This window comes from Ectorhizobium quercum (assembly GCF_026552795.1).
GTDB lineage: Bacteria > Pseudomonadota > Alphaproteobacteria > Rhizobiales > Rhizobiaceae > Ectorhizobium > Ectorhizobium quercum.
In genome coordinates this window covers 841,237-858,133 of record NZ_JANFPI010000001.1, presented here as the reverse complement: position 1 = coordinate 858,133, position 16,897 = coordinate 841,237, and the positions used below count along the sequence as shown (strand labels likewise).

The 16,897-nt window shown below is 66.0% G+C and carries 6 protein-coding genes and 3 pseudogenes; 4 read left to right on the top strand and 5 right to left on the bottom strand.

Features of this window, described 5'->3' with window-relative positions:
• The 4 genes and pseudogenes from NOF55_RS23495 to NOF55_RS23480 form a co-directional block, all read right to left on the bottom strand.
• Positions 1-651 (bottom strand): AMP-binding enzyme, encoded by a 651-nt coding sequence (locus NOF55_RS23495; protein WP_442342027.1) that lies wholly within the window; start codon positions 649-651, stop codon positions 1-3.
• A 150-nt stretch (positions 652-801) separates the two neighbouring features.
• Positions 802-2,265: pseudogene (locus NOF55_RS23490) on the bottom strand (LLM class flavin-dependent oxidoreductase); the annotation flags it as partial.
• Between the two features lie 129 nt (positions 2,266-2,394).
• Positions 2,395-3,852, bottom strand: a pseudogene (locus NOF55_RS23485) (AMP-binding protein); the annotation flags it as partial.
• Positions 3,853-4,173: 321 nt separating this feature from the next.
• A pseudogene (locus NOF55_RS23480) lies at positions 4,174-4,644 on the bottom strand (formyltransferase family protein); the annotation flags it as partial.
• Between the two features lie 434 nt (positions 4,645-5,078).
• Here NOF55_RS23480 and NOF55_RS03800 point away from each other — a divergent pair.
• Genes NOF55_RS03800 through NOF55_RS03790 form a run of 3 tightly spaced genes read left to right on the top strand, consistent with a single transcriptional unit; the run spans position 5,079 to position 8,637 of the window.
• Positions 5,079-6,287: a glycosyltransferase gene (locus NOF55_RS03800; protein WP_306409969.1), complete on the top strand. Its 1,209-nt coding sequence runs from the start codon at positions 5,079-5,081 to the stop codon at positions 6,285-6,287.
• On the top strand, positions 6,287-7,624 hold the full coding sequence (locus tag NOF55_RS03795) for an oligosaccharide flippase family protein (RefSeq protein WP_306409968.1): 1,338 nt from the start codon (positions 6,287-6,289) through the stop codon (positions 7,622-7,624). Before NOF55_RS03800 ends, NOF55_RS03795 begins: the two co-directional genes overlap by 1 nt.
• A 26-nt stretch (positions 7,625-7,650) precedes the next feature.
• Positions 7,651-8,637 (top strand): glycosyltransferase family 2 protein, encoded by a 987-nt coding sequence (locus NOF55_RS03790; protein WP_306409967.1) that lies wholly within the window; start codon positions 7,651-7,653, stop codon positions 8,635-8,637.
• Between the two features lie 9 nt (positions 8,638-8,646).
• Here NOF55_RS03790 and NOF55_RS03785 read toward each other — a convergent pair whose 3' ends face one another.
• Entirely contained in the window at positions 8,647-9,846 is a 1,200-nt protein-coding gene (locus NOF55_RS03785; RefSeq protein WP_306409966.1) for a glycosyltransferase family 2 protein, read from the bottom strand.
• Positions 9,847-10,258: 412 nt separating this feature from the next.
• Here NOF55_RS03785 and NOF55_RS03780 point away from each other — a divergent pair, with 412 nt between their 5' ends.
• Complete coding sequence (locus tag NOF55_RS03780) at positions 10,259-16,726, top strand: type I polyketide synthase (RefSeq protein WP_306409965.1); 6,468 nt, start codon at positions 10,259-10,261, stop codon at positions 16,724-16,726.
• The last annotated feature ends 171 nt before the right edge of the window (positions 16,727-16,897 follow it).

Genomic DNA, 16,897 nt, shown 5'->3' with positions numbered 1-16,897 from the left:
TCAGGTCCGCGCGCGCGTCAAGGCCGCCCGCCTGTCCCCGAGCGCCGCGCGCCGCATGGCCGCCCGGTCGGCCACCTGACTCAGCCGGTCGTCCTCCTTCTCGCGGTTGGCGAGGTGGCCGGCCAGCGTCCCGACCGTCGGAAAGCGGAAGATGTCGGTGATCGTCAATTCCGGCGCGAGGCCGGCCTTGAGGTCGCGGTGAAGCTGGACGGCCAGAAGGGAATGACCGCCGATGGCGAAGAAATTGTCGTTCACACCGACACGCTCCAGCCCCAGCGTCCGCCTGTACGCCTCGGCGATATCCTTCTGGAGCGTGCTTTCCGGGCTGACGAAGGCCTGCGCCGCAGCCGGCGCGGTCGCCGTCGCCGTCGCCGGCTTGGGCAGCGCCTTGCGGTCGACCTTCGCGTTCGGCGTCAGCGGGAAGGCGTCGAGCGTGACGACATGGGCCGGAATCATGTAATCCGGCAGGGTTTCGCCGAGATGCCGCCGCAGCGCATCCTCGGAGACCGGCTCGCCGCTCAGCCGGACATAGGCGACGATGCGGACATCGTCTGCCCGGTCCTCGCGGGCGATCACCACCGCCTCGGCAATGCCGGGGAACGTGGCGATGCGCGCCTCGATCTCGCCAAGCTCGATACGGTATCCGCGCACCTTGACCTGATAGTCGGTTCGTCCGAGGAAGCGCAGGGTTCCGTCATCCGTGCGGCAACCGAGGTCGCCGGTGCGGTAGATGCGGCCGGGAGCGAAGGGATTGGGCAGGAAGCGTTCGCGCGTCAGTTCCTCGCGGTGGAGGTATCCGCGTGTCACCCCGTCGCCGCCGATGTAAAGCTCGCCGGGCTGGCCGGGCGCCGCCGGCTTTCCGGCCGCGTCCAGCACGTAAAGCTGCGTATTGGCGATGGGCCGGCCGAGCGGAACGACGCTTTCCGACATGTCCGCGGTCATCGTCGACGACCAGATCGTCGTCTCGGTCGGGCCGTACATGTTCTCGACGCTCGCCTGCGTCAGCGTGCGGATATCGGCGAGAAGCGACGCCTGAAGCGCTTCGCCGCCGATGAACAGGTGGCGGATCCGGGCGAAGGCCGAACGGTCGGTCTCGCTCATCAGGAACATGCGCGCCATCGACGGCGTGCATTGAAGATGCGTCACATTGTGGCGGCGAACATCCTCCTCGAAGCTGTTGTCGGAGACCGCATCGGTCATAGCAGCCGGCGCCCGCGCCAGGGAAACCGCCTGGGCGAGAGGCGTGAGCCTTTCGAGAACGAGGCCGGCGGGAACCCCGAAATCGATGAGGCAGGCGATTTCGCTGACGCCGATGGCGGCCACCTGATCGATCCGCCGCAGCGCATCCTCGACGGTGCCGAACAGGCCGCTGTCCTCGAAATAGCGCAGGAAGGCGAATTCGAGGATGGCGTCCATCTCGTCCGGGTCGAGCGATTGCAGGTCGATATCCATTGCGCTCGACGCGCCCTGCGGCTTCTTGAAGGCCGGAAAGGCCCAGGCATATTGCTTGATGAGCGCCGCGGCGCTGCGCAGGTAATCCTTCATCGGCCCGCGCGCGGCGTCGCGCACCTCCTCGCGGTCCTCGCCCAGCAGCGTGTGCAGCATCAGCGTGACCTTGTAGTCGTCCGGATTGCGGCCGCATTCCACCAGCGTCTCGCGATAGATGCGCAGCTTGTCCGCCAGTTCCTCTATCGACTGGCCGAGCAGGTGGGTCAGGATGTGGGCGCCGATCCGCGCCGCCTCGCGATAGGTCTCGGGATTGCCGGCCGTGGTCAGCCAGACGGGCAGTTCGGCCTGCACGGGCCGGGGCTGCGTCACGATGCCGGCGGTGCCGTTGCCGAAATCGAATTCGACGCGCTCGCCGCGCCACAGTTTCCGCACGGTTTCGATATCGCGCAGAAGCGCGGCCTTGTTGTTCGGCGGCGCGTTTTCAGGCCGCAGGACGAAATCCTCGGGCATCCAGCCGGAGGCGAACGCCACGGCGACGCGGCCGTTGCTGAGATTGTCCAGAACCGCCCATTCCTCGGCCACGCGAACCGGGTGATGCAGCGGCAGGACGCAACTGCCGGCCCGGATCGACAGGTTTGTCGTGAGCGCCGCGATGGCGGCCCCGGTGACGGACGGGTTAGGATAGGGCCCGCCGAAGGCGTGGAAATGCCGCTCCGGCGTCCAGATCGACTGAAAACCGTTGGCATCGGCAAATTTCGCGCTTTCGAGCAGCAGGCGATATTTGGCCGGCCCTGCCCCGTCGTCGTTGCCCCAGTAGAACAGGCCGAAATCCATCGCCGCGCCGCTACCGTTCGCACGCCGCACAGCTACCGGCACGGCCTTGTGCTCCTTTGCGCTGGCGGAATAAATGACGACCTTGAAGCCCCGCGCCAGCGTCCAGAACAGTTCGAGAACCGAAATATCGAAGGACAGGCTGGTCACGGCGAGCCAGACGGGCTGGCTGGCCCTGTCATACGCGATCCGCTCGTCCATTCCGGCGAAGAAGTTGACGACGTTGCGGTGCTCGACCATCACGCCCTTCGGGCGGCCCGTCGAGCCGGACGTATAGATCACATAGGCCAGATGATGCGGCCCGACCTCGACGGCAGGCGGCTGCGCCGGCTGCGACCCGGCGAGAATGTCCTCCACGAACACGGTCCTGACGCCGGGCGCGGTGAGCGCACCGGCAAGGGTGCGGCTGGAAAGGATGACGGGAATGCCGCTGTCCTCCACCATGTAGGTGAGGCGGTCGGCCGGGAAATGCGGATCGAGCGGCACATAGGCGCCGCCCGCTTTCTGGATGGCCAGGGCGCCGACAACGAGATCGATGCAGCGCGGCAGGTTGAGGCCGACCATCGTGTCGGGTCCGATCCCCATGCCGACCAGCGCATGGGCGATCCTGTTGGCGCGCTCGTCGAGTTCGCGGTAGGTGATCTCCTCGTTGCGCCATGCCAGCGCCACGGCCTCGGGCGTGCGTGCGGCCTGACGCGCGATGAGCGTGTGGACGCAGGCCGAGCCGTCATATTCCCGCGCCGTGTCGTTCCACGCGTAAAGCACCCTGTCGGTCTCTTCGGGCGACATCAGCGGCAGGTCGGCGACGAGGCCCTCCTGCGTGGCGAAGGCCGAGGCGAGCCATTCGACCTGCCGGGCATATCGCGACGCGACCGCATCGGAGAGCCGGGCGCGATCGTAGATCAGCCGGTCGGCGCCGCCGGCGGCGCCAACCACGAAGGTCAGCGCGCATCCGGCAATGCCGGCCGCGTCGGCGGTATTACCGGTCTCGACGATGCCGACGGTCAGCCGGACGTCTTTCAGCTCCGGCTCGCGCCAGGTCAGGTCGTCCAGATAGGTTCCCTCGCCGCGCAGGACCTCGAGCCGGCCCGCCACGTCGGCGGTAAAAGCGCTGACAGAACCGGCCGAAGGCAGTTCGATGCGCAGCGGCACGCTTCTGGCGAAATAGCCGGGGAAGCGGCCGGCATGGCGCAGGACCGCATCGCCCGAATAGGCGACGTCGAGCCGGTCCTGACCCGAGAACCGGGCGAGGAACGCGGCAATCGCCGCCATGCGGCCGTCCGCCGTCAGGCGCGCCGGAAGGTCGAGCGCGATGCCGGCGAGATCGCCATCCCGCTGCGGTGTCTCGGCCACATCGAACAACTGGACGTCTTCCAGGGCCCGCAACCGCGCGACCGCCCTGTCCTCGTTGCGCACCACCTCGGCGACGGCGCCGTTCAGCGCCTCGATCTCCGCGTCCGGCAGCAGGGGCAGGGTCTCGCCCGGCCGAACGCTGGCGGAGAGGCGGATTTCGCGCCCGCCATCGCGGCAGACACCATCGATGACGACGTCGCCCTGCGCCGTGGCGACCACGACGCCATCCGTGCCGGCCGCGCGAACGCTGCCGGCCGGCACCCCGCCCGCCCCCGGCCCGGAGATTTCGAACTTGGTGAGAAGGAAGACGCGGCCGGCGTGGCGCACCTTCGGATGCACCAGCCGGTTGGCATAGCCGGGGCCGAAGTTCAGGGCGCGGTACAGGCGCGACAGTTCCTCCGCCGTCCTGTCGAACAGCAGGGTTCCCGCCGCATCCGGGCGGCGGTTCTTCGCGAAATAGCTGCGCTGCGAAAAGTCCTGCGGGCGCCCCGTCAGCGTCCCGTTCTCGATATCGGCGACCAAAGTCGCAAAGGTCTCCGCGCCGGCAGCAAGGCATTTGGTGTTCAGGGTCAGGCTGATATCGTCGGGGCTGATGTCGAAGCGGGCCTGCGCGTAAATGCGGCCCTCGTCGGCGCCGGTGGTGATTTCATGCCAGGTCACGCCGAATGACGTCTCGCCCGCGATGAGCGCCCAGGCGGGCGCATTCAGGCCGGCGAAACGTGGCAGGGGGCCATCATGAAAGTTGACGGCGCCGCTTCTGGCCTTCTGCCAGACCGCCTGCGGGATCATGCGAAGGTTGGCGATGCTGAACAACCAGTCGTAATCGACCGATTGGAGGGAGCGTGCGAGATCGTCGCCCCATTCCAGCGCCGGAATGTCGTGCTGGCGCGCCCAGTCCCTGACGGACGGGCTGGCCGAGACCACACCGTTGATCCGGTGGCCGCGGTCGCGCAGCAGCGTACAGCATTGTACCAGCAGCGATTCATCGCCGATGAGAAGGCAATCGAACATATAAACACCACCCCGCTACGATTACGCGCCACCCGTGTCAGCCAAGCCGATCGACATTCGACTTTCCAGTCAAAATTCCCTATAAATCTCCCCGCCGTCAAACATGCAGGCGGAACACCCGGATCGAATTAAGCTGAAATGTATCTCGCAATAGATCAACATATAACACATACAAAATGCAATGTTTAAATTTCCGGACAGAAATCGAACTTGACTACACCATTCACAAATCCGTCTATATTTTACATGGACCTTATACGATTAAGCATAATTAGAAAAAATTTCCGTCACTAACCATGTTTTCAGTTTTCCCGAATGAAACTTACCCCGAACGCGCGTTAATACATATACCGTTCCCCGTAATTATTGTAAACTACGCTGCGAGGCGAAGGAATATCGTAGCCCGCGCCGGAATTCCTTGATGGAAGTGCAGGATGAAGATTGGTTATTTCCTGAATACGTATCCTGTACCAAGCGGCACCTTCATCCGCCGGGAAATCGAAGCCCTCGAAGCCGAAGGCGAGACGGTATCGCGCTTCGCGGTCCGGCGCTTCGCGGGAGAACTGGTGGACCCGCGCGACATCGCCGAAAGCGACAAAACCGTCTATCTGCTGGAAGGAAACGTTGCGGACCTGATGCTGTCCACCCTGCGCGAAATCCTGCTCAATCCGGCCGGTGTCATGCGGATGCTGCCCGCCTGGATCACGCTCGTCCGCAACGCGGGTGGCGAGCCGATCCGTCATGCCGCCTATGCGATGCAGGCCGCCAGCCTGCGCCGGAAGACGCGCCGCGCCGGCATCGCCCACGTCCATGCGCATTACGGCACCAATACAGCGGCGGTGGTGATGCTCGCCCGTCTCATGGGCGGCCCGCGTTACAGCTTCACCGCCCACGGGCCGGATGAATTCGTCGACGCCGAATCCCGCAGCTACGCCCTGAAAATCCGGCATTCGTCCTTCGTGGTCGCCATTTCGGACTATTGCAAGCGCGTCCTGAGCGGCATCGGCGGGGACGAGGACAGCCGCCGGAAAATCGAGGTGGTGCGGTGCGGCCTGCGCCTGGAGGACTTCGTGCCGCCGCCTCCCATCCAGCCCGGCAACCTCACGCTGGTCTGCGTGGGGCGCCTGTGCCCGCAGAAGGGGCAGGTTCATATCCCCGCGGCCGTGGCGGCCTTGCGGGGCGACTTTCCCCAGCTTCGCGTCATTCTCGTCGGCGACGGAGAAAGCCGGGCCGACGTCGAGGCGGAAATCCGCCGCCACGGCGTCGAAAGGCAAGTCCTCCTGCATGGCTGGGCCTCAAACGAGGAGGTGCGCCGGCTGATCCGCGACGGCCGCGCGCTCCTGCTGCCGAGCTACGCCGAGGGGCTGCCGATCGTGCTGATGGAATCGCTGGCCCTGTGCCGGCCCGTCATCACGACGACGATCGCCGGCATACCGGAACTCGTCGATGCGACCTGCGGCTGGCTCGTCCAGCCCGGCGACCACGCGCAACTCGTCGCGGCCATGCGCTCGGCGCTGGAAGCCACGCCCGCCGACATCGACCGGATGGGACGGGCGGGCCGCGCAAGGGTCATGGCCATGCACGACATTCGCAGGCTGGCGGGCGATCTCGCCCGGCTGTTCGCAGGCGGCGGGAATCGCTGATGGCCATTTCGCAGAGACGTGTCGTCACGGGAGCGATGTGGACGATCGGAACCTATGTCCTGACCGTCGGGATACGCTTCGTATCCAACATCATCCTGTCGCGGATCGTGGTTCCCGAGGTGTTCGGCGTGCTGATGATCATCACCACGCTGAAGTTCGGCATCGAACTTTTGACGGATGTCGGCATCGCCCAGAACGTCGTGCGCAGCAAGGACGGCGACAAGAAGTCGTTCCAGAACACGGCCTGGACGCTTCAGTTCGTCCGTGGCCTCGTTCTCTTCGGCCTGCTGACGATGGCCGCCTATCCCCTCAGCCAGATCTACCAGATCCCCGCCTCGGCCATCCAGTTGAGCGGCCTGACGCTGGTCATCCTGGGAGCGGCGTCGACCTCGATCTATTACCTGCAACGGCAGATGCAGCTCATGCGGATGAACCTGTTCGACCTGGCGGTCGACGCCGTTTCCGCCGTGCTCGTGGTCGGCCTCGCCCTGATCAACCCGACCGTGTGGTCGATCATCGCGGCCAATCTGCTCGGCGCCGCCTTTCGCGCCACATTGAGCTACGCGCTGCCGCGGGCCCGCAACTGGTTCGAATGGAACAGGGCGCATGTTGAGGAGGTGCTGTCGTTCGGGAAGTGGATTTTCCTGTCGTCGATCCTGTCCTTCCTGTGCATGAATTTCGACAAGCTTTTCCTCGCCCAGTCGCTGCCGCTCGCCGTCGTCGGGGTTTATGCGATCGCCCGCACCATCGCCGACCTTCCCTCCGCCCTGATCGGCCGCATCAGCTATCAGCTCGTGTTTCCGCTGATCGCCGCCCATGCCGGGGAAACGCGTGCTGCCCTGCGCCGGCATGTCGGCTCGCTGCGCCTGAAGCTTCTGCTCGGCGCGGCCTTCTGCATGGCGTTCGGTATTTCGGTCGCCGATATCGCAACCGAGATCATCTATGATTCCCGCTATCACGAGGCCGGCTGGATGCTGGCGATGCTGCTCGTCGGAATCTGGTTCTCCATCGTCTGCACCGTCAACGACTACATGCTGCTCGGGCTCGGCAAGCCCGTCTATGCGGTGATCGGAAACAGCCTGAAGCTTGCCGGCCTCGTCGCGCTCACGCCGGTTGCATCGGCGTGGATGGGGCTGCCGGGTGCGATCATGGCGATATCGGCGTGCGAATTGTTTCGCTATCTTCCCGTCGTCTATGGGCAATGGCGCGAGCAGATATCCTTCGTCAGGCAGGACGTTCTGGTCAATGCCGCCCTGGTGGCGTTCCTCGCCCTGTTCCTGTTCGTGCGCCTGGAAACGGGTTTCGGCACGCCCTTCGACGCAATCCCCGGATTTTGACGGGCGAAACCCGCAGGAGGACACCGATGCACAGCGCAGTCGAGGATGTCGGGGTCGTGCTGATCGGCCGCAACGAGGGCGCCCGCCTCACCGCCTGCATGGCATCGCTCGGTCCGCTGGCGTCCCGCTCCGTCTATGTCGATTCCGGTTCCACCGACGGCAGCGTCGAGGCGGCGCGCAGGATGGGGCTGACGGTGGTGCTGCTCGACGCCGGCACGCCCTTCACCGCCGCGCGTGCCCGCAACGCCGGGTTTGCCGAACTGATGCGGACCGCACCCGCGCTCGACTTCGTCCAGTTCGTCGACGGGGACTGCCGGATCGCCGCCGGCTGGATCGAGAAGGCCCGGGCTTTCCTTCTGAACCGGGACGACGCGGCCATCGTCTGCGGGCGACGGCGGGAACGTTTCCCGGATGCCTCCATCTACAACGCGATCTGCGACCGGGAATGGGACACGCCGGTCGGCGAGGCCATCGCCTGCGGCGGCGATTGCCTCGTGCGCAGCAGCGCCTTTCGCGCGGTCGGCGGCTATGCCCCCGACCTCATCGCGGGCGAGGAACCCGAAATGTGCCTGCGGCTGCGCGAGGCGGGTTGGTCCATCTGGCGCATCGATGCGGAAATGACCCTGCACGATGCCGCTCTCACCCATTTTTTCCAATGGTGGCGGCGGTCCGTCCGGGCCGGGCATGCCTATGCGGAGGTCGCCGCGCGGCACAGGACATCGCCCAAACGGATCTGGTCGCAAAACGTGCGGCGCGCCGTCCTGTGGGGCGGTCTGCTGCCACTGCTGGCCGTTTCGGGCAGTCTCGCCATCCACCCGGCCTTCCTCGCCCTGCTGGCGGCCTATCCGCTGCAAATCGCGCGGCTTGCCGTCCGCAGCGACCTGCCCCGCCCGGACAACTGGCGGCATTCCTTCTTCATGGTGATCGGCAAGTTCGCGGAAATGCAGGGCGTTTGCGCCTATTACCTGAACAGGCTGTGCAACCGCCGCCAGACGCTCATCGAATACAAATAGAGGGGAAGATCAGTCGCCGGACCCTCTGCGGTCGGTCCTGATCCAGCCGTCGCGACGCGCTGCGAAGAACGCGAACGGGGCCTTCAGCATGCGCGAGGCGACCAGAACGACCGCGCGGCCGAGATCCTCCGCCGGCAGGATGGCGCGGCCGAAGGCTAGCCAGGCCGACAGGGTCGCGACGAGGAAGAGAGTGATGTTCAGGACGGACAGGCCCCACGGCAACAGGTCCGGTTGCAGACCCCATGTCGCGACCGTCGTCACCAGCAGGGACGCGACGAGAAGCGCCGCCAGCACGGTGAGCGGCGGTATCGCCGTGGCGAGCGCGGCGAACGCGCCGGCGATATTGCCCCGGGCGAGTGCCCGCGGCACGCTGACGAGAGCGCCGGCGATCAGCGTCAGATGCCCGCCGATCCAGCGGCGGCGCTGCGACTGCAAGCCCGTCGCGGTCTGCGGAAACGGGCTGAGGACCACGGCCTCCTCGCAGAAGACCGGCCCCGATCCGGCAACCGCCAGTTCCAGCCCCATCTTCATGTCCTCGACGAGATGCCCGTGGGCGAGGTGCAGGCCGTTCAGCGTCTGCCACGGGAAAGCCATGCCGCTGCCTGTGAGGTGGCACGGCAGGCCGAGCCGGTGAAGGCCGCGCTGGCGCACCTTGTTCTTGAGCATGAAGGTGAATTCGGCGACCTTTACGGGGATTGCCGCATCGGCGGGCGCCGTCATCAGGTAAAGCGACTGCACCGGCCTGCCGGTCTGGACCGCCGTCTCCACCAGCCGCTCCACCGCATCCGGCGCTGGAAAACAATCCGCATCGATGAGAACGACGACGGACGGCGGCGCCGACGCCAGATATTGCATGCCGGCATCCAGGGCATAGCCCTTGCCCCTGTGGACGGGGTCGTTGCGCTCCACAACCTCCGCTCCCGCGGCGGCGGCGATCCGGGCGGTCTGGTCGGTACAGTTGTCGGCAATGACGACCAGCCTGTCCCCGTCCGCGAGTGCGGCGCGGATCGCCGCGAGCGAGCCGGCAAGAACGGCCTCCTCGTCATGGGCGGGAACCAGCACGGCGGCATGCGGCCGCGCCTGCTTCACGGCGTCGGAACGGCGGCGGCCGGGGACCAGTGCGGCGAACAGCTCGGCGGCATACAGGAAGGTGATGGCCGAAAGCCCGATATTCAGGGCGAAAAGGCACCAGAAAGAAACGGACTGCATGACCGGCAAAGACGTCTCCCCGAGAACGAGGCCCCTCGAAAACCATCGCGAATTCTATCGCCCGTTCCCGTCGCCCAAACAAAATTCACTATTAACGGACGAATTTCGAATAGCGGGAATATGTTCCTTCAAAAACGGGGCGCTTCCGTTATGGGCTGCGCAGATGTTTCCTGCCCATCATATCGGCACGAATGCAGGTTTTGTTCTCAAACGCCTCCCGCTTCGCTCCTTGAAAGAATATTTTTCGAACGATAACGGCAGTTTCATTGCTCTCACATGTTTGTGTCAATGCAATAATTCGGAATTATTTTTCACCTTTAAGTCAAGTTAACTGCATAAAAAATTTATTGATGCCTGAATATCAATTTTGATACTAGAATTGTCAAGGCGCGGGATTTAACGAAGAACTGAAATGATGCAAACGCAAATCGATGCTTCGCCGAATGATATCGCAATCGTAGGCATGGCGCTGAGGGTGCCGGGTGCGAGAACGGTGGACGCGTTCTGGCAGAACCTGCGCTCGGGCACGGAATCGATCCGCACCCTTTCGGAGGAGGAGCTGATCGCAGCCGGCGAAAGCCAGTCGCGCATCCTCAATCCGAATTATGTCCGCCGCACCGCCGACATGCCGGACATGGAAATGTTCGATGCCGATTTCTTCGGGCTCAGCCCCAAGGAAGCGGCGATCATGGACCCGCAGCACCGGCAGTTCCTTGAATGCGCCTGGGAGGCGATGGAGGATGCGGGCCGCACGCCGAACACGATCCCCGGCCCGGTCGGCGTGTTCGCGGGATGCGGCATGGGCAGCTACTTCTATTTCAACGTTTGCAGCAACCGGCAGCTCGTCGAGCAGACGGGCATGTTCCTGCTGCGCCATACCGGCAATGACAAGGATTTTCTCGCCACCCGCGCCTCCTTCGCCTTCAACCTGCGCGGGCCGAGCGTCAACGTGCAGACGGCCTGCTCCACATCGCTGGTGGCCGTGCATTACGGCTGCCAGAGCCTGCTCAACGGCGAAACCGACATGGTGCTGGCGGGCGGCGTGACCATCGAGCTGCCGCACCGGCGCGGCTACATCTTCCACGAAGGCGAGATCCTGTCTCCCGACGGGCGCTGCCGGCCCTTCGACCACCGCGCGGCCGGAACCGTGTTCGGCAGCGGCGCCGGCGTCGTCGTGCTTCGCCGCCTTTCCGACGCGATCGCCGACGGCGACATCATCCACGCCGTGATCAAGGCCACGGCCGTCAACAACGACGGTGCGACCAAGGCGGGCTATCTGGCGCCGAGCGTCACCGGCCAGGCCGAAGCGATCATCGAGGCGCAGGGGCTCGCCGGGATCGACGCGGACACCATCCAGTATGTCGAATGTCACGGCACCGGCACGGCGCTGGGCGACCCGATCGAGATCGAGGCGCTCACGCAGGCCTTCCGGCAGACGACCAGCCGGACCGGCTTCTGCCATGTCGGCTCCGTCAAGGCGAATATCGGCCATCTCGACACGGCCGCCGGGGTCGTCAGCCTGATCAAGGCGACGCTGGCGCTGAAGAACGGCGAGATACCGCCCGTTCTGGGCTTCGAGAAACCGAACTCCTCGATCGATTTCGACAGCAGCCCGTTCACCGTCAACGACGCGCTGATGCCGTGGCCGGATGTCGACGGCCCGCGCCGCGCCGCCGTCAATTCGCTGGGCGTCGGCGGCACCAATGCGCATGTCATCCTGGAACAGGCGCCGGTCGAGGAGCATTCGAACGGCGCGTTCGACGACGAACCGCAGATCCTGCTTCTGAGCGCCCGACACCGCAAGGCGCTCGACCGGATGGCCGAGCGCCTGGGCGAAGCTATCGCCAGCCGACCGGCGCTTTCGATGGCGGACACGGCCTATACGCTGCACGCCGGGCGCCAGCATTTCGAGCATCGCCGCGTCCTCGCCGTGCGCGGCCGCCGGGACGCCATCGCCGTGCTGTCCGGCGCGGAGCCGAAACGCCTGTTCAGCCACACGGCCCTCGATGCGCCGGCGGGCTCGGTTTTCCTGATGCCCGGCGGCGGCGCGCAGCATGCGGGCATGGCGGCCGTCCTCTACGCGCAGGACGGCGCCTTTCGCGCATCGGTCGACGAGGGGCTTTCCTATCTCGCGGCGGCCGTCGCGGCCGACATCCGCGACGTCTGGTTCGGCGCGGACGGCGAGGCGGCGGACAGGTTCCTGCGCCCCTCCCTTCAGCTTCCGGCCATCCTGATCGTCGAGGTGGCCATCGCCCGCCTGTGGATGGACCGGGGCGTCCGGCCCGCCGCCCTGATCGGCCATTCGATGGGCGAGAACGCCGCGGCCTGCATCGCCGGCGTGATGACCTATCGCGACGCCGTGAACCTCGTGCGCCTGCGCGGCGAGCTGTTCGACACCATCGCGCCGGGGGGCATGCTCAGCGTTCCCCTGTCCCCCGACCGGCTGTCGGCCCTGTTGCCGCCGGAACTCGACCTCGCCTCGGTGAATGCGCCGGAACTCTGCGTGGTGTCCGGCCGCGACGAGGACATCGACGCCTTCCGGGCGGCGCTGGCCGAAAAGGGCATCGATGCGACGCGCGTCGCCATCGACATCGCCGCGCATTCGCGCATGCTCGACGGCATCTTGCCGAAATTCGAAGCCTTCCTGCGCGGCATACGCCTCGAGGCGCCGTCGATCCCGATCATGTCCAACCTGACGGGCGACTGGCTCACCCATTCCGATGCCTGCGATCCGCTCTACTGGGTGCGGCACCTGCGCTCGACCGTCCTTTTCGCGGAGGGCATGGCAAAGCTCTCGCAGACACCGGGGCGCATCTATATCGAGGCCGGGCCCGGGCGCACGCTTTCCTCGCTCGCCAAGCTCCAGCCGGGCATCCAGGCCAACGAGGTCATCAACACGCTGCCGCATCCCGACGACGACACGGACGACCGCATCCATTTCCTCTCCGCCGTCGGGCGGGCATGGGCCACCGGCCTTGATGTCGACGTCGAACGGTCATGGCGGGACCATGCACCGCGCCGCGCCAGCCTGCCGGCCTATCCCTTCCTTCACCAGCGCTATTTCATCGAGCGGGTGAAGGATGCCGCCCGGTCGCCTGAGGCAACCGATGCCCCGCTGGCGAGGCAGGCCGACATGGCCGACTGGGGCTATCGTCCGACCTGGAAGCAGGCTCTTAGCGATGCGCCCATCGATGCCGGAATCGAGCCGCGCTCCTGGCTGGTCTTCATGGACGACACGGGCCTCGGCGCAAAGCTGACGGCCCGGCTGACCGCGCTCGGCCACAGCGTGACCACGGTTTCCGTCGGCGACGCCTTCGGCAAGATCGGGCAGAACGCCTATGTCCTCTGCCCGGAAGACGGGCGGGTCGGATACGATGCGCTGGTCAGCGGCCTGATCGAGGACGGCCCCTTCCCGTCCCATATCGTCCATCTCTGGCTCGTGACCGGTGACGAGACGCACCGGCCGGGATCGAGCTTCTTCGACCGCTTGCAGGAGCATGGCTTCTACAGCCTGTTCCATCTGGCCCAGGCGATGGGCGACGCCTCGCTGAAGGATTGCCATATCGATGTCGTGACCAACGGCATGCAGCGGGTCGGCGACGAGGCGCTGCCGCATCCCGGCAAGGCGACCGCGCTGGGGCCGGGGCTGGTGATCGCGAAGGAACTGGAGAACACCACCATCCGCCTGATCGACATCGACCGCCCGGCGGAGCCGGAGGCCCGCAACGGCTCCACCCTGCAAAACCTTCTGCGGACCGTGGCGAAGGCGCCGGAGGCCGCAACGGCCGGATACGGGCTCGACCAGCTCTGGGACGATCTGTTCGCGACGCCCGCCAGCGAAGTGGTGGCCTACAGGAAAGGCCGCCGCTGGATCCGCCATTACGAGCGGCTGCCGCTCCGGCCCGCCGATGCGGCACAGCAGTTCCGGCAGAAGGGCGTCTATCTGCTGACCGGCGGCCTCGGCGACCTGTCCCTCGTCATGGCGCGGGAACTGGCGGGGCGGTTTGCGGCACGGCTCGTTCTTCTCGGCCGGACACGGCTGCCCGAACGATCCGAGTGGACGGCCTTCCGCCGCCTGCATGCCGGCAACCACCCGGTCTGCCGCGCCATCGCCGCCATCGGCGAACTCGAGGCGCTGGACGCGGAGGTCCTCTACATCACCGCCGATGTGCGGGACCCCGAGCAGATGGCCAGGGCCATCGAAACCGCAAAGGCGAAGTTCGGCGCCCTTCACGGGGTCCTCCACACCGCCGGCATCGTCGATGACAATCTGATCCAGTTGAAGTCCTTCGCCGAAACCGAGAATGTCCTGTCGCCGAAAGTGTACGGGACCGCCGTGCTCGACCGTCTGCTGGAAAAGGAACCGCTCGATCTTTTCGTGCTGTTTTCCTCGACCAGCACCGACACGGGTCCGGCGGGACAGGTCGACTACGTTGCCGCCAATGCCTATCTGAACGCCTATGCGGAAAGCCGCGCCGGCATTGCGGGCCGGCGCACCGTGGCGGTTCACTGGGGCATCTGGAACGAGGTGGGGATTGCCGCGCGGGCGGCAGGCGGCGGCAGCACCGCCGCCGCGAACGGCCATCAGCCAGCCCCGGCGCACGGGCCGCTTTTCGAGCAATGGGTGGAGGATGCCGGCCGCACACAATGGCTTCAGTTCACCGCCAGCCCCGAGCGCCACTGGATGTGGAGCGAGCACCGCCTCGTCTCGGGCCTGCCCATCCTGCCGGGCACCGGCTATATCGAACTCATCGCCCAGGCGATGGCGGAATACGGCATCGACGGCGGATTCGAAATCCGGGACCTCATTTTCCTCAGCACGCTCGACATCGCCGACGGAACGGAAAAACCGGTCCGCGTCCGCCTCGAGCAGCAGGACGGCGGCCTCCGCGCCTATGTCGCGGCGGGCTCGGAAGGGGGCGACGCCGATACGTTCCACATCCATGCGGAAGCATCGGTCCACCGGCTGCAAGAGACGGTTCCGGGCAGGCTGCGGGTCACGCTGGACGACGACCGCTGGACAAGCACCCGCCGCGCCGAGGCCGACCGCGCCTTGCCGTCAGCACAGGAGAACCACATCAAATTCGGGCCGCGCTGGTCCGTGCTTCGCGCCGTATCGCTCGGAAACGGCGACGCTCTGGCAAGACTCGCCCTTCCGGCTGCCTTTGCCGCCGACATCGAGGCGGGAACGCGCCTGCATCCGGGTCTTCTCGATATTGCGACCGGCTACGCGATGGAGCTGATCGCGGGATACGACCGCTCCGGCGTGCTGTGGGCGCCGGTGTCCTATGGCAGCATCCGCGTCCATGACACGCTGCCTTCGGAGGTTCTCAGCCACGTCCGGCTGTCCGAAATCGGCAATGCGGACGACGGCTATGCGGCCTTCGACGTCACGATCGCACGGCCGGACGGCACCGTCGTTCTGGAGGTGGAGCGTTTCACGATCAAGCGGCTGGCGGACAATGTCAGTTTCGCGAGCCCGGCCGCACAGACCGGGCGGGTGGGCCGGCGGGCGGACGCCGCCGCATCGCCGGCCGCTGCCGAGCTGGCGGCGCAGGTCCGGCAGGGCATCCTGCCGTCGGAAGGCTTCGAGGCCCTGTCGCGCGCGCTGGCGACCGGCCAGCCGCAGCCGATCGTTTCCACCATGCCGCTCGACCGGCTGCGCGAACGGGCGAACCGCGTGGAGAAGGATACGGCCGCGCAATCGCAGGTGTTCGAGCGCCCGGATCTCGACAGCGACTACGTCGCGCCGCGCACCGACATAGAGCGCACGCTCGCGGGATACTGGACGGAGCTTCTGGGTGTCGAGCGCATCGGCGTTCACGACAGCTTCTTCGACATCGGCGGGCATTCGCTGATCGCCGTGCGCCTGTTCCGCATGATCCACCAGACCTTTTCGGTCGACCTGCCGATATCGGTGCTGTTCAGGGCGCCGACGATTGCCCAATGCGCCGAACTCATCTCGGCGGAAAGCGCACCGGCGCCGGAAACCGATGCGCAGCACGGGCAGGCAGGCGCCACGGCCGTGCCGACGCACCTCGTGCCGATGAACGAGGGACAGGGCGGCCACGCCACGCCCCTCTTCCTGTGCGCGGGCATGTTCGGCAACGTGCTGAACCTGCGCCACCTGTCCCTGCAACTCGGCAGCGACCGGCCCGTCTATTGCCTGCAAGCGCGCGGCCTTTACGGCGGGCAGGAGCCGCATGAGACGTTCCCGGAGATGGCGCGGGATTACCTTGCCGAAATTCGCGCCGTCCAGCCGCACGGACCCTATTTCCTCGGCGGCTTTTCCGGCGGCGGCCTGGTCGCCTACGAAATGGCGCTTCAGCTCGAAGCGGCCGGCGAGGAGGTGGCTCTGGTGGTGATGCTCGACACCCCCTTGCCAGGCCCCAACCACCTGACGGTCGTGGACCGCCTCTTGATGAAGGCCCAGGATGTGAGGCGCGACCGCGGGGCCTTCATCGCCAAGTGGCTCAAGAACCGGCGCGAGTGGGCGCATTACCAGGAATCGAAATCGCTCCAGGCACAGCCGAAGGCGGTCGATTTCCACAACGAGCGCATCCATGCGGCCTTCCTGCGCGCGCTGGACCGCTACGAGGTCAAGCCCTACGGCGGACATGTCCTGCTGCTGCGTCCGAAAATGAAGGTGCTCTACAGGATCACCGGCGGGCGGCAGTTGCAGGAGGGACGCAACCTCGTGCGCTACGACAACGGCTGGTCTCCCTACGTCCCGAACCTCACCGTCCTCGAGGTTCCCGGCGATCACGACTCTATGGTGCTCAATCCGAATGTGCGCGTCATGTCGGCGCGGATTCGCCAGCATCTGGCCGAGGCCGAAGCAAGCTTCTCGCTGCCGCCGACGACGCTTGCCGCCGAATAGGCGTTTTCGCACGAAACCGGAGGCGCCGCGCGGAAGCGGCGGCCTCCCCTGCCCAACGATGCGCCCGGCGGTGTTGCCGGATAGAATTTCCATCAATAGTTGTAATTATACGGAAAACGGTATCCCTGCTTCGGCGATGCCCCGCTCATGGCCCCGTCGAACGGTTTTTGC

Bases quoted from the DNA above. Each gene is read 5' to 3' on its own strand.
- NOF55_RS03780 (WP_306409965.1), top strand. From the start codon at position 10,259: ATGATGCAAACGCAAATCGATGCTTCGCCGAATGATATCGCAATCGTA.
- NOF55_RS03795 (WP_306409968.1), top strand. From the start codon at position 6,287: ATGGCCATTTCGCAGAGACGTGTCGTCACGGGAGCGATGTGGACGATC.
- NOF55_RS03785 (WP_306409966.1), bottom strand. From the start codon at position 9,846: ATGCAGTCCGTTTCTTTCTGGTGCCTTTTCGCCCTGAATATCGGGCTT.
- NOF55_RS03790 (WP_306409967.1), top strand. From the start codon at position 7,651: ATGCACAGCGCAGTCGAGGATGTCGGGGTCGTGCTGATCGGCCGCAAC.
- NOF55_RS03800 (WP_306409969.1), top strand. From the start codon at position 5,079: ATGAAGATTGGTTATTTCCTGAATACGTATCCTGTACCAAGCGGCACC.